We start from the raw sequence: 13,487 nt of genomic DNA, 5'->3' as shown, positions 1-13,487 counted from the left end.
CGTCCGGGCACCACCTACAGTGCGGCATGACCTTTTCTCTGCGGGCATTCTCTCTGGGTCTTCTTCTGGCGGGCAGCGCGCTGGCGCAGCCGGCAGGGTCAGACCTGTTCTCGCGCCTGACGGAAGGCGAGCGCGCCCTGCTGCTGGCCGCGGCCGGCGTGAGTGCGGCCGACGCCTTCCGGCCCGGGCAGCTTCCGAGCGCAGTGCCTTTCCGGCTGCCGACCCTGCCCGGACAGAACCTGTTGGGTTCGGTCGTGAGGCCTGACACCATGTTGGTGGTGGTTCGCAGCGCGGCCACGCCTGAGGCGGCGCAGCTGGCCGCCAACAAGGCCCTGTCGGCCGAAGGGTGGCGTGCCCAGTATGAAGACACCCCTGAAGGAGATCGGGTCTTCGCCCTCAGCACCGCTGAAGCGGCGACAACCAGCGTCAGGCCCCAGTGCAAACCAGGGGTCCCTGGGGCCCTGACGGTGTCGGCCAGTGCGGTGCCCGGGGGCAGTCAGGTGGTGTACAGCTTCTATACGTTCGCGGGCATGAGCGCCCTCTGCCCGGCCAGCCTGGAGTGGACCGACCCGGCCTATCAGAACTACTTCTCGCCGGGCCGGGGTGTGCCGTCCCGTGATCCTCTCGCGGCGCTGCGCGCCACCGGCCTCGTGCTGCCCTCCTTGCCCGCTCCGGCTGGCGCCCGCGTGAGCCCAGCCGGCAGCAGCTTTGGCGAGTCTTCGTATTCCACCTACGCCACAGTTCGCACGGCGCAGGCGCCCGTTACGGTCCTGGACCACTACCTGGGTGCGCTCCGGGCCCAGGGTTGGGTGCCGGCCACTACAAAGCGCAGCACCGAGGGCCTGTGGACAGTCGCACTCACGGCGCGTCAGGGCGGCCGCGAGCGCCGCGCCACCCTCTCCGTGATGCCCCGCACAGAGCCCGCCAACCCAGGCGCGGCGGGTCTGAACCGGGTGGACGTGCAGTTTGCTGTGGGCGACGCCTTCTGAGCCCAGGCCGAGTCTGGGAGGAAAAGGACGTCAAGGGTCTTTCATAGCCGCGCCGGGTGAATGAATCTCTGGCGCTGGAGAGGCCAGCGGCAATGACGGGCAGGACAAAGCCATGAAGTCAGCCCGCCTGAACCGAGGCGGGCTGCTTTATTGGCGTGCTGCGAGGGGGCTTGCCACGCGAAACGGTGATGGGCAGGCGAATGGTGGCCAGAAGCAGCTTGAGGCATTCTGCGGCCGTTCGCATTGGGGCTGATGGCAGACGTTTCGAGGTATGCCTGAAAGAACAGAGCCTCTCCTCACACCAAGGCCAGGGAAGGCGTGCACAGAAGCTGGCTACAACGCTTCAACCCGGCCCCCCACCCAGACCTCTGTGCCGCTGGCTGTTGCGGCGAACTGGGCGCTCAGGCGGGCCGGCTGGCCGGGTTTGCACTGGGCCGCGCGCAGCAGGGTGGTATCGGGGGAGAGCTGGCCGCCACTCGCCAGAACCCCGGTCAGGCAGGCCAGCATGTTGCTGCTGGCGGCGTCCTCGGCAAAGCCTTTCAGGGGGCCGAAGGCGCGGAAACTGACCTGGATACGGCCCGGTCCGCCCGGCGCAAACAGCATCAGCCCGGTGGTGCCGGTGGCGAGGTTCACGGCAGCCACGCGGTGGTCATCCGGGATAAAGGCCTCCAGGGCCGACAGGCTGGGCAGGCCCACCACCAGATTGGGGCGGCCGGTGCTGGCCACCCAGGCGTCCAGGCCAGCCAGGCCCAGGGGGGCCAGGTCGGCGGCCACGGGTGCCGTCGTCACCTCACCCTGGCGCAGCAGCCATTCGCCGCCGCACAGCTGCGCGCTCTGCTCCTCGGCGCCGGGGCCTGCCCCTTGCACCACAGTCAGCAGATCGCTCAGGGGGGACCGGGCGTGCAGGGCGCTCAACGCGGCCAGGGCAGCGCTGTCCGAACTGCCTTTCTCCTGCGTGGGCGTGAAGACGCGCAGGTGGACCAGGGCGAGGTCGGCTGCCTCCACGAAGACGCTCAGGGGAGCGCCACTGCGGGCTGCAGCGGTCTGGGGATCGGCCACTGGGGACAGAAACACGGCGACCCGCTTGCCGCCCTGGCCGCCGGGTTCGGCAAAGACGCGGCAGAGCGTGGGGGGCTGGGGCGAGGGGTGGGAGACGCTCATGGCGTGATTCTTGCGGAAATGGCTTTCTATATGGCGCGCAGGTCTTGACGGGTGCTCTGGGGCCGCAGTCAGAGCGCTGCTGGCCGGCCCGGCTGCAGCACTCGGCTGGCGCGCACGAATCGGCCTGGAGGGGAATGGCCGCGCGGTCATCCGGCGGCCGTGTCGGCGGGAACAGTTCTTCTCCGCTTGAGCGGGTTAGGGCGGCCTGGGTGAGCATCCAGGCCGGGTGGGGCTGGAAATAGGGGTTTTGCCAGTGTTACGCCGCCTTTGGGAAGGGTGCGGGTGCGGGGAAGGGCCAGGAAGAGGAGGTCGGGGGGGAGGCGGGTGATGGTGTGGTGGTTGTAGCTCTGTGTCGTAGGCCCCACCCCCCAGCCCCCTACCCCAGAGGGGCAGGGGGAGCAGCGCTGCGCTGGGCAAGAGTTTCTACTGACGTTGGCTGCGGTTGCTCGACCAATTGACGTGTCCGGCCTCGACGCCATCCTTCGCCCCAGCGCAATGGCCCGCGCGCTGCGCGCACGACGGCCTCGTCTGGACTTGGGCGGTGCGGGGGCAAGGGGTCTTGGTGCGGCCCAGAGGGTTCTACTTTCAAAAGCTCAGATGCGGTGTAGGGGGATTGTTCTACTCTTGTCCCGCCTCACTGGGGGTCACGCCCAGCGGTGCGGCGCTGCTACAGCTCTTCTGGCTCATACGGGCTGAACATGACTGGCTTCTCTTCTGATCGCTTGCTGTGTTCCCCTCTCCCCTGGTGGGAGAGAGAAGGAGGAGCGGAGCGACGGAAGGGTGAGGGGGCCACCGCGTGGCTCGGACGGGTGTGGCATCACTTCAGTCCCGTATCAGGCACTCACCCATTCCCTCAGGACGTGTTCCAGGTGCTCGTCGTCCAGTTCGCCGTGTTCGGCCAGCGCCTTGATGTGGTCGGTGACCCGGCGCAGGGCGTCTTCGCCGTAGTGCAGGCCCAGTTCACGGGCCTTGTAGGCAATCGCGTGCTTGCCTGTCACCTTGCTGGCCGCCTGGATGCGCCGCCCCACGCCGAACACGCCGGGCGGAATGGCCTCGTAGGCGCCGGGGTTCAGGTAGATGGCTTTCAGGTGCATGCCCGCCTTGTGGTTGTAGGCAAATTCGCCGGTCAGGTAGTTGTTCCAGGGAATCGGCAGGCCCACCATCCGCGCGATCATGGCGTCCAGTTCAGGCAGCAGTTCCAGGTTGTACTTGTCGATCAGGCCCTGGGGATCAAAGGTGAACATGCGGGCCAGAAAGCCGCCCAGCGGCGTGATCCCGTTGCGCTCGCCAATGCCCAGAATGGTGGTGTCAATGTGCGTGGCCCCGGCCTCCACGGCCTCGTAGGCGTTGCTGACCGCGCAGCCGGTGTCGTTGTGGCCGTGGAATTCAATGCCGCAGTCCGGGTGAATCACCTTGCGCACCTCGCGCACCAGCGTGTACACCTGCCGGGGCGTGGCGACCCCCACCGTGTCGGCCAGGCCCACCCGGTGCACGCCCAGGTCGGACACGGCGCGGTAGACCGCCATCAGGTCGGCTTCCTCGGAGCGGAAGGTGTCCTCGGCGGAAAAGCGGATCTGCAGCCTGGGGTGGTTGGTCTTGATCCAGCTGATGACCTCCTGCGCCGCCTCAATAATCTGGGCGATGTTCTTGCCGTGGCTGAACTCACGCAGGAACGAACTGGTGCCAAACAGCAGGTCCAGGCCGTCCACGCCGGTATCCACGGCGCGCTGCACATCGTCCATGTGGCAGCGCACATGGGTCAGGAACTTGGCCTTCAGGCCCAGGCCCGTGAGTTTGCGGATGTCAGCGTGGGTCTGGGCGCTCACCATCGGCGTGGTGACCTCAATGAACTCCACGCCGAACGCGTCCAGCGCGCGGGCGATCTCAACCTTGTCGTCGGTCTTGAAGTTGCCGCGCGCAAACTGCTCGCCTTCGCGCAGGGTGGAATCAATGATGGCCCAGCCCATGGCGGGAATCAGGGGGGCAGGGGCGGCGCTGGAATCAGGGGTCATGGCAGAAGGGGGCCTCGCTTCCGGCATTCTGGCGGCTCTCCTGATGAGTGTCAAGAAAACGGCGTCAATAGGTTTCAAATGAAAGGCAATGGTGGGAAGTCACCGTCTTTGCCGGTCAATGTGCCATTTGGCTGACCAGCCCCGGGCGAGCGCGGTGTAAGGTGGGCGGCATGTCTGCCGGAGCCGCCCTGAATCCGTCCCCTTCTGAATCGATCAAGAGCCCGGCGCGGCAGATCGCCGACCTCGCTGTTCCTGTCAGTCTGGAAATGGTTATTCAGCTGGTGCTGACCTTCGTGAACCAGGTCATCGTGGGGGCTCTCGGGGCCGTGGCGGTGGCGGCGGTGGGGCTGGCGGGCAGCCTCAGCTTTCTGTTCTTTGTCACGCTGGGCGCCCTGGGCAGCAGCACCAGCATTCTGGTGGCCCGCCGCTGGGGGGCCGGCGACCGCCCTGGGGTCAACCAGACCCTGACCCTGAGCGTCTTGACCGGGGGGGTGCTGGCCCTGCTGCTGACCGTGCCGGTGGTGGGGCTGGCTGGGCCGCTGCTGCGCCTTGCCGGTGGGGAAGAGGCCGTGACCCTGGCCGCCACGCCCTACATGCAGGTGGCCATGCTGGCGCTGATTCCCGGCAGCCTCGCCTGGATTCTCAGTGGGGCTCTGCGCTCGTTGGGGCACGCCCGCACGCCGCTGGTGGCGACCGTGATCACCGTGATCGTGGAAAGTCTGGTGGCCTACGGGCTGGTGTTCGGCGTGGGGCCGCTGCCCCAGCTGGGCGTGGTGGGCGCGGCGTGGGCGCTGGTGATCGCCAACGTGCTGAAGGTGGCGCTGCTGGCCTATCAGATTTACGGTCCCCGGCAGCTGGCGGCCCTGGCCCTGCCCGCCCGCGCGGCGTGGCGCACCATCACGGGCCCGCTGCTGAGCATCAGCGCGCCGCTGGCCTTTACCGAGTTTGCCTGGAGCCTGGGGGGCTTTCTGTACGCCGCCGTGTTCGCCCGGGTGGGCACCGCCGCGCTGGCGGCCAGCCAGATTGTGGGCACGCTGGAGGGCATTTTTATCGTGGGCTCGTTCGGCCTGATGAGCGCGGCCACCGTGTTTACCAGCCGCGCCCTGGGGGCGGGCGACGCGGCGGGCGCGCGCCTGTGGCTGGGCCGCATTGGCCGCGCGGGCCTGCTGACGGGTGCCAGCTTTGGCCTGCTGTTCGCCCTCAGCGCCCTGCTGGTGCCGCCCCTCTTTCCCCGCGTGGGCGCCGAGGTGCACCACATTGCCCTGGTCGGCGTGCTGATCAGCGCGGTGACCCAGGTGGCCAAGGTGCGCAACATGATCATTGGCGGCGGGGTGCTGCCGGGCGCCGCCGATGGCCGGGGCGTGATTCTGGGCGACGTGGTGGGCGCCTTTGTGGTGGGGCTACCGCTGGCGATCTGGCTGGGGCTGTTCACGCCGCTGGGCGTCTGGGGCGTCTTCCTGGGCCGCAGCGCCGAGGAACTGGTAAAAGTGGCGATCTTTGAATGGCGCCTGCGCCGCGTGAACTGGGAGCGGCTGGCGCAGGAGCAGATGGGGAAAGAGGCTGTGGCCGCCCACTGAGCAGTGGGCCAACCCCCTGAGCGACAGGTAAGCTCAGGCAGTGACGTTCACGCCGGAAGAGCAGCGACTCCTGGGTCAGTCGTGCCACGGCGATCCCCGGCTGGCCCAGTGGCTGCTGGCTATGCTTGGGCTCGGGCCGGGCGAGTATGGATTCTCTGCGCGGAGCGGGTTCTTCACCGAGGAAGAGGTGCCGCTGTACGAACGGGTCTGGCGTCAGATCTGGCATCAGGGCACGGTCTACCCGGCGACCCTAGTGGCTGTGCCCGTCTGGTGCGAGATGATCGGGCGCTTTCCGCAGCTGTACCACGGCGAGCTGTATGTCCTGCTGGCCCTGATCGAATGTTCCAGGACAGCAGGGAACACCTGCCCGGTCCCCTTGGAAGTGTCAGCAGCAGTGACCCGGAAGTACAAGCAGGCCCTGGCCGGTCTGGCGCAGACCTTGCCCACACAGCTGGCGCTGGCGGATGACAGCACCCCCGATGGCCTGGGCCACGTTCAGGCCATGCTGACCCTGCTGGCTTTCGGGCACGGCCAGGCGTATGCGGCGCACCTCTGCTGGGGCGCCCAGATAATCAACGCAGACCTGAGCCTCACGCCGCCCCTGCGTGACTATGAAGCGCGTTCCGGCCGAACCGCGCTGTCGGACCAGCTGAAAGCCCGCCGGAGGGGCGGGCCTTGAAAGCGGAGCTGTAGGGCTTTATACGGATTCCGTCCATTTCCGGAACATCCAGAAAAGAACTGGATGTTCCCCGCCTGTGGCGCTGTGCCAGCCCAATTCCCGGACATCCGTATTTTTTCCCTCTCCCTCTGGTCGAAAAAATTCCGTCAGGTGTGACGGAATTTTTCGGAAGCCGTTTTACACCCGCAGCAGGCTCTGCAACTCCTTCACGCTGGTCTGGCTGGCGGGGGCGTCCAGGGCCACCTCGCCGTCGCGCAGGGCCACGATGCGCTGGCCCAGGTGCAGGGCCTCGTCCAGCTGGTGGGTCACGAACACCACCGTCACGCCGGACTGGCGCCAGAGGGTCAGCAGTTCGTCGGCCAGGGCAGTGCGGGTGGCGTGGTCCAGGGCGCTGAAGGGTTCGTCCAGCAGCAGCAGGCCTGGGCGCGTGACCAGGGCGCGGGCCAGGGCCACCCGCTGGCGCTGCCCGCCCGAGAGTTCATGGGGGCGCCGGCCCTCGTAGCCGGCGAGGCCCACCTGCCGCAGGGCGTCGGCCACGCGGCTCTGGCGTTCGGCGCGGGGACCGGCGCGCAGACCAAAGGCCACGTTGCCCGCCACGGTCAGCCATGGAAACAGCGCGGGTTCCTGCTGTACCAGCGTCAGGCGCGGGTGGGGCCCCCGGATGGTTTCGCCGCCCAGGGTGATCTGCCCGGTCTGTGGGCGCAGAAAGCCCGCCAGCAGCGACAGCAGCGTGCTTTTGCCGCTGCCCGACGGGCCCACCACGCACAGGAATTCGCCGGCCGCCACATGCAGGTTCAGCGGCCCCACCCCGGCGCCGGTGGCTTTGCGGCCGTGGTAGCGGTAGGTCACGCTGTCCAGCGTCAGGGGAGCCCCACCGCGCGCGGCGGCAGAAGCGGCAGCAGGCCCGGCAGCGTTCATGATGGTGGTCATTGTGGCACCTCCAGGCCGTAGTCGCGGCGCACCCGGCCCTCGAAGGTGCGCAGCAGGGCGTCAAACAGGCCGCCAATGAGGCCAATGATGATGATGGTGGCCAGCACCAGCGCCACGTTGGCCGTGTTGCGGCCCACCTCCAGCTGCTCGCCCAAGCTGGCGACCCCGCCAATCAGGAGTTCCCCGCCCACCAGGGCCCGCCACGCAAAGCTCCAGGCGGTGCGCAGCCCGGTCAGGATGTTGGGCAGCGAGGCGGGCAGCAGCACCCGCAGGGTCAGGCCCAGCGCGTTTGCGCCCAGCGTGCGCCCCGCCACGCGCAGGGCGGGCGGCACGTTCAGCAGCGCGCCGGACACCGCCAGGGCCATGGGAATGAACCCTTCCAGAATCACCACGGCCAGCGCGGCACGTTCGTTCAGACCGAAAAACAGAATGGCGAACGGCACAAAGGCGATGCTGGGCACGCTCTGAATGCCAGTCAGGTACGCGCCCAGGGTGGTGCGCAGGGGCCGCCACGCGCCCATCAGCAGGCCCACCAGCACCCCCAGCGCCACCGCGATCAGGTAGCCGGTCAGCATTCGGCGCAGGCTGCCGCCGATGGCCGACAGCAGTTTGCCGTCCTGCGGGCCGCTGCCCCACAGCCCGTAGCTGATTTCGGTCCAGACCGCCTTGGGCCCCGGAAACACGTAGGGCGGGTACAGCTTCAGCACGTCGGTGAGCAGCCACCACACGCCCAGAATCAGCACGAGCCCCAGCAGTTGCCAGGCCAGCGCCACCCAGCGCGAGGGGCCGCGCGCCGGGCGGGCAGGGCCCGCATGGTCAAGGGTGGTCATGTCCGGGCCTCACTTGCGAAGAAACGGGGTGAGGTCCGGGGCGCTGCGGGCGTAGCCGGCTTCCACGTTCAGGGCGGCGTATTCCTTGAGGGCCGCCGGGTCCAGCGCGGTGGTAAAGCGCGTGCGGGCAAAGGCGCGCTGCAGCACGCGCAGGTCAATTTTGGCGCCCGTCAGGGCCAGCAGCTGCTTGTTCACCGCCGCCTGGGCCGCCGCCGGGCTCTTGTTGAGAAAGGCCACGGCGTCGGTGTGCGCTTTGAGGAATGCGGTGACCAGCGCCGGGTTGGCCTGGGCGAACTTGGCATTCACGATGACGATGGTGGTGGGGTAGTTGCCGCCCCGCCACACGGTTTTTTCCGTGCCGATGATGCGGTGCCCCTGCGCCTCAAGAACGGCGCCCCACGGTTCAGGCACCAGGGTGGCGTCCACGCGCTTGGCCGCAAACGCCGCCATCACGTCGGCGGGGGCCACGGGCGTAATGGTCACGTTGCCGCCGTCCGCTTTGGACTTCAGATCGTTCTCGTTCAGGATGTGGCGCAGGCTGATGTCCTGGGTGTTGCCCAGGCTGGGCACCGCCACGGTCTTGCCGGCCAGGTCCTTGTAGCTCTTGATGGCGCTGTCCTTGCGGGCCACCAGCACGGCGCCCGCCTCGCTGGCCCCGGCGATGATCTGCACCGGCATGCCGCGCCCAATGGCGTTGATGGCGGGTCCTGGCCCAATGTAGGCGATATCAATCTGCCCGGCGGCGAACGCTTCAGTCAGCGTGGTGCCCGAAACGAACTCCTTGGGCTCCAGCTTGACCTTGCCCAGCGCCTTTTGAAAGGTGCCGCGTTCCAGCCCCACCAGGGCGGGGGCGTGGGTGAGGTTCGGGAAAAAGCCCAGGCGCACGCTCTGCGCCTCTTGGGCCGAGGCGAGGCTGGGCAGGGCGAAGGCCAGGGCAACGGTCAGTGCAAGTCGGGTCATGGAACCTCCTCAGAAATCTTGGGTGCTCTCAGAGATGCTGCATTTCACGGTGGGGGGCGGGCCGTCACGTGTGACCATACCCGCCCCACCTTGAGGGCTTCTTAAGGCCGCGTCAGGGACATGAGAGGGCGGTGGGTCCTGGGTCAACCCACCCACCGCTTCCCGGGCGCCTCAGGCCGGCTCGGCGTAGGCGGCGCGCAGCACCTCGGCCACTTCCGGGCGGGTGAACTCGGCGGGCAGCGCCTCGCCCGCGCGCAGCTTCTCGCGGACCTTGGTGCCGCTCAGCACGAGGTGGTGCGAGGCGTCGTGCGGGCAGGTGCGGGGGCTGACCAGCTGCCCGCAGGAGTTGCAGTAAAAGGTGTGCTCGAACTTGAGAATCTGGATGCCCAGTTCCTCGGGGGCGTAGGCGCTGAAAATCTCCTGGGCGTCGTAGGTGCCGTAGTAGCTGCCCACGCCCGCGTGGTCGCGCCCCACGATGAAGTGCGTGACGCCGTAGTTGCGCCGCGACAGGGCGTGCAAAATGGCCTCGCGCGGGCCCGCGTAGCGCATGGCGGCCGGGTACACGCTCAGCAGCGTGCGTTCCTGGGGGTAATAGCCCTTCAGCAGCACCTCGTACGCCTGCACGCGGGTGTCGGCGGGCACGTCGTCGCCCTTGGTGCTGCCCACCAGCGGGTGCAGCAGCAGGCCGTCCACCAGTTCCAGCGCCACCTTCTGCAGGTACTCGTGGGCGCGGTGAATGGGGTTGCGGGTCTGGAACGCCACCGTTGAGCGCCAGCCGCGCGCTTCAATCACCTCGCGCACCTCGGCGGGCGTGCGGTGGTGGCGGGGGAAGGCGCCGCGCGGCACCTCGAACAGCGCCACCTCGCCGGCCAGATACACGTCGCCCTGGGCATACAGCGCGGCCACGCCGGGGTGGGCCTCGTCGGCAGTGCGGTAGACCTCCTGGGCTTCCAGGGTCTTGCGGGCGGCGTAGGCCTCCTGCACGTCAATCCAGCCCACGTCCTGCCCGCCGAAGGTGAGGACCACGCGGCCCCGGGCGCGCGCCGCGTCCTCGCGGGACACCGGCAGCGTGATCGGAATGCTCCAGGGCGTGCCGTCCGCCAGGCGCAGGCGCGAGAGGATGCTGAGGTAATCGGCCTCGTTCACGAAGCCGCGCAGGGGCGAGTAGGCGCCCGTGGCCAGCATCTCCAGATCGGCTGCCGAGCGCTCGCTGAGGGCCAGACGGGGCAGGCCGGCCAGTTCGGCGGGGTCGAAATCGTGACCGGGGCGGCGCAGGCCGCTGACCAGGGTGCCGCCAAGCGGCGCAGGCAGAAGGGTAGATTCGGGCAGCAGGATGGTCATGGCAGGGGCGTCCTTGGGGGCAGGGGTGGGGGCAGAGGGTTATGGATGAAAAGACTCAACTATTGGGCCCAGAAAAAAGAACAGCGGGTCAGCGGGAACGGCGACATCGCCGGGCAGATCGCGGGCAGCGCCTCATAAGCGGCCTTCCCCGGCCCACAGGCCACATTCGGTCTTGCCTTTTCCCGCCCAGCGGCCCGCGCGGGCGTCCTCGCCGGGCCGCACGGCGCGCGTGCAGGGCCAGCACCCAATGCTCAGAAAGCCGTCCCAGTACAGCGGATTCACCGGCAGGTCGTGGTCGCGGGCGTACGCTTCCAGCTGTTCACGGGTCCAGTGGGCCAGCGGGTTGATCTTCACCCGCGCGCCGCCCTCTTCCACAAAGGGAATGTCGGCGCGGGTCGCGGCCTGGTCGCGGCTGCGGGCATTCAGCAGCGCGGCCGGGGCCTTTTGCCGCAGATACGCCTGCAGCGGCGCCACCTTGCGCGCCGCGCAGCAGGCATCCGGGTCGCTGGCGTACAGCCCAGGGTCCGTCTGCCCGTCGTCCGGGTGGGCGCCACTGTTCAGGGTCACGAAGGTCAGCTGCGGGTAGCGCGCCGCCAGCCGGTCGCGTGTGCTCAGCGTTTCGGGAAAGTGGAAGCCGGTGTCCACGAACACCACCTCGCCCTGATAACCCGCCTGCGCGGCGAGGTCCAGCAGCACCACCCCGTTCAGGTTGAAGGCACTGGGCATCAGCAGGTCCGGGTAGGTATCCAGCGCCCAGCGGATGATCTCCAGGGGCTCGGTCCCCGGGGAAAAGGTGGTGGGGGAGAAGGAGGCGGGCGCCAACGTCTGGGCCGCAGGGCTCTCGACCCCTCGGCTCCTCGACCCCTCGACCCCGCCCAGGCCCTTGGCCTCCACCGCCGTCACAGCCCCAGCACCCCCAGCAAGCGCGCCACACCCTCCTCCACGCTGATCTGGTCGGTGCGCAGGTGCAGGTCTGGCTGTTCGGGCGCCTGGTAGGGATCGCTCACGCCGGTAAAGTGCGGGATTTCGCCAGCCAGGGCCTTCAGGTACAGGCCCTTGACGTCGCGGGCGGTCACCACGTCCAGCGGGGCGTCCACGAACACTTCCAGGGCGTTCGGCAGCCCGGCCAGCACCTCGCGCCGGGTCTCGGCATAGGGACTGATGGCGCTCACGAGTACGGTGACGCCGTGCTTGGCCAGCAGGCCAGCCACAAAGCCGATGCGGCGCACGTTGGTATCGCGGTCGGCCTTGGAAAAGCCCAGGCCCTTGCTCAGGTTCTCGCGCACGGCGTCGCCGTCCAGCAGTTCGGTGGGAACGCCGCGCGCGAGCAGTTCGGCGTGCAGCGCGCTCGCCAGGGTGCTCTTGCCCGCGCCGCTCAGGCCGGTCAGCCACACCACGCGGCCGGTGCCCACGGCGGGGCGCTCTTGCAGGGCGGTCACGCCGTCACCAGTTCACGCGCAGCCAGCACGGTGTCCGGCGTGAAGCGCTCGTGGCCCACGCGGTCGGCGTACTCCACAAAGCTTTCCTCGGGAAGCTTGTTGGCCTGGAAGTCCGCCAGCACAGCCTCGGTGTAGGCGTTCAGCTGCTCAGCGGGCACCGCGCCCTTCAGCTTGGTCCCAGTGCGCTGCGCCTGCCCAATGCTGCCGGCCAGATGCACGTTGTAGACCTCGTGCACGGTGCCGTCCTTGTCGGTGCGGTTGGCGCCCATGAAGCCCAGGTCGGCCACCTGATAGCGCGTGCAGGCGTTGCTGCACCCCGTCAGGTTGATGGTGAACGGCACGTCCAGCGCCAGGGTCAGCGGTTCCAGGTGATCCACCAGCGCGGCGGTGCGCGCCTTGGTCTCGGTGAGGGCCAGGCGGCAGAACTGGTTGCCAGTGCAGGCGATGGTGGTGCCGCGAAGGGTGGTCTTGGGCGCCAGATTCAGCGCCGCCAGGGCCTCGCTCAGGGCGGCCACGTCCTCGGTCCTGACGTGCGGAATCACCATGTTCTGGAACGCAGTGGTGCGCAGCACGCCCTTGCCGTACCGGTCAGCAAGGTCAGCCAGCGCGCGGGCCTTGTCGGGGTTGATTCGGCCCACGGTGGTGGCCACCACCACGTAATTCAGCCCGTCCGCCTGCGGGTTCACGCCCAGCACGTCATTGCCGCCGAAGCGGGCCACGGGCGCGGAAGGGCCGTCAGGCAGCTGGCGGCCCAGGTACTCGGTTTCCACGATCTCGCGGAACCTTTCCACGCCCAGGTCCTTGATCAGGAACTTCAGGCGGCTCTTTTTCCTGTTCTGGCGGTAGCCGTGGTCGCGGTAGGCGGCGGTGATCGCCTGTCCCACCTCCACCACCTCGTCGGGGCGAATAAACACGCCCAGGCGCTTGGCGAGGTGCGCCACGGCACCCAGGCCGCCGCCCACCCACACGTCAAAGCCCACTTCGCCGTTCACGCGGTGGGCCAGAAAGCCAATGTCGTTGATGAGGTGAATGCCTTCCAGTTCCGGCGTGGCGGTCAGGCTCATCTTGAACTTGCGCGGCAGGTCCTGAAAGTCGGGGTTGCCGGTCAGGGTGCCTTCCATCGCAAAGGCAATGGGGCGCACGTCAATGATCTCGCGGGCGTCCAGCCCGGCCAGCGGCGAGGCGATCACCGCGCGCACCGTGTCGCCGCACGCGCCCTTGGGGTGCAGGCCCAGCGGCTCTAAGCGGTCAAAAATCGCCGGAATCTTATCAATGGTCAGCCAGTGAAATTGAAAGGCCTGCCGGTCGGTCACGTCCAGAAAGCCGCGCCCGTACTCCTCGGCAATATTGGCCACCTCGCGCAGCGTGGCGCTGGAGAACTCGGCGGCGGGCACGCGCACGCGCATCATCAGGTAGCCGTCTTCCTGGGGGCGCTGGGGGTAGACGCCCGCCCACTTCAGCAGGTCAATGCGCTCGGGGTCAATGAAGCCCTGGGCGGCGTACTGAGGAATCAGGTCGAAAATCTGGAAGGGGGGCACTTCTTTTTTCAGCGCTTCAATGTCGGACATA

Annotated in this window: 12 protein-coding genes; 3 read left to right on the top strand and 9 right to left on the bottom strand. The window is 68.3% G+C overall.

Annotation, left to right across the window (positions count from 1 at the left end; genetic code table 11):
* Window positions 1–26: 26 nt before the first annotated feature.
* A complete protein-coding gene (locus K7W41_RS02480; protein ID WP_224604321.1) occupies window positions 27–989 on the top strand; it encodes a hypothetical protein in 963 nt (320 codons plus the stop codon).
* 333 nt (window positions 990–1,322) lie between these two features.
* On the opposite strand, the gene K7W41_RS02475 is transcribed toward K7W41_RS02480, so the two are convergent.
* Together K7W41_RS02475 and lysS are read right to left on the bottom strand one after the other, a co-directional pair.
* The gene (locus K7W41_RS02475) at window positions 1,323–2,150 is read right to left on the bottom strand and encodes a PhzF family phenazine biosynthesis protein (protein ID WP_224604319.1); all 828 of its coding nucleotides are present in this window, start codon (window positions 2,148–2,150) and stop codon (window positions 1,323–1,325) included.
* Between the two features lie 833 nt (window positions 2,151–2,983).
* Window positions 2,984–4,162 (bottom strand): homocitrate synthase, encoded by a 1,179-nt coding sequence (gene lysS, locus K7W41_RS02470; RefSeq protein ID WP_224604317.1) that lies wholly within the window; start codon window positions 4,160–4,162, stop codon window positions 2,984–2,986.
* Window positions 4,163–4,332: 170 nt separating this feature from the next.
* Between lysS and K7W41_RS02465 the strand changes: the two genes are divergently transcribed.
* Both K7W41_RS02465 and K7W41_RS02460 read left to right on the top strand, forming a co-directional pair.
* Window positions 4,333–5,739 carry an MATE family efflux transporter gene (locus K7W41_RS02465; protein ID WP_224604315.1) on the top strand — a complete coding sequence of 469 codons (1,407 nt, stop codon included), beginning with the start codon at window positions 4,333–4,335 and terminating at the stop codon, window positions 5,737–5,739.
* 40 nt (window positions 5,740–5,779) lie between these two features.
* Window positions 5,780–6,418 (top strand): hypothetical protein, encoded by a 639-nt coding sequence (locus tag K7W41_RS02460; RefSeq protein ID WP_224604313.1) that lies wholly within the window; start codon window positions 5,780–5,782, stop codon window positions 6,416–6,418.
* A gap of 177 nt (window positions 6,419–6,595) precedes the next feature.
* On the opposite strand, the gene K7W41_RS02455 is transcribed toward K7W41_RS02460, so the two are convergent.
* The 7 genes from K7W41_RS02455 to K7W41_RS02425 form a co-directional block, all read right to left on the bottom strand.
* Window positions 6,596–7,348, bottom strand: coding sequence for an ABC transporter ATP-binding protein (locus tag K7W41_RS02455; protein WP_224604311.1), 753 nt, complete (start codon window positions 7,346–7,348; stop codon window positions 6,596–6,598).
* Window positions 7,345–8,178, bottom strand: a complete 834-nt coding sequence (locus K7W41_RS02450; RefSeq protein WP_224604309.1) for an ABC transporter permease — start codon at window positions 8,176–8,178, stop codon at window positions 7,345–7,347. The genes K7W41_RS02455 and K7W41_RS02450 overlap by 4 nt, the downstream gene beginning before the upstream one ends.
* A gap of 9 nt (window positions 8,179–8,187) precedes the next feature.
* Entirely contained in the window at window positions 8,188–9,138 is a 951-nt protein-coding gene (locus tag K7W41_RS02445) for an ABC transporter substrate-binding protein (RefSeq protein ID WP_224604304.1), read from the bottom strand.
* Between the two features lie 171 nt (window positions 9,139–9,309).
* Complete coding sequence (sat, locus tag K7W41_RS02440) at window positions 9,310–10,479, bottom strand: sulfate adenylyltransferase (RefSeq protein ID WP_224604301.1); 1,170 nt, start codon at window positions 10,477–10,479, stop codon at window positions 9,310–9,312.
* A 132-nt stretch (window positions 10,480–10,611) separates the two neighbouring features.
* Window positions 10,612–11,301, bottom strand: a complete 690-nt coding sequence (locus tag K7W41_RS02435; RefSeq protein ID WP_224604568.1) for a phosphoadenylyl-sulfate reductase — start codon at window positions 11,299–11,301, stop codon at window positions 10,612–10,614.
* Between the two features lie 77 nt (window positions 11,302–11,378).
* Window positions 11,379–11,918, bottom strand: coding sequence for an adenylyl-sulfate kinase (cysC, locus tag K7W41_RS02430; protein WP_224604298.1), 540 nt, complete (start codon window positions 11,916–11,918; stop codon window positions 11,379–11,381).
* A complete protein-coding gene (locus K7W41_RS02425) occupies window positions 11,915–13,486 on the bottom strand; it encodes a nitrite/sulfite reductase (RefSeq protein ID WP_224604295.1) in 1,572 nt (523 codons plus the stop codon). Before K7W41_RS02425 ends, cysC begins: the two co-directional genes overlap by 4 nt.
* Window position 13,487: the final 1 nt, after the last annotated feature.

Source organism: Deinococcus multiflagellatus, from assembly GCF_020166415.1.
Lineage (GTDB): Bacteria > Deinococcota > Deinococci > Deinococcales > Deinococcaceae > Deinococcus > Deinococcus multiflagellatus.
This window is presented reverse-complemented; position numbering and strand designations above follow the sequence as displayed.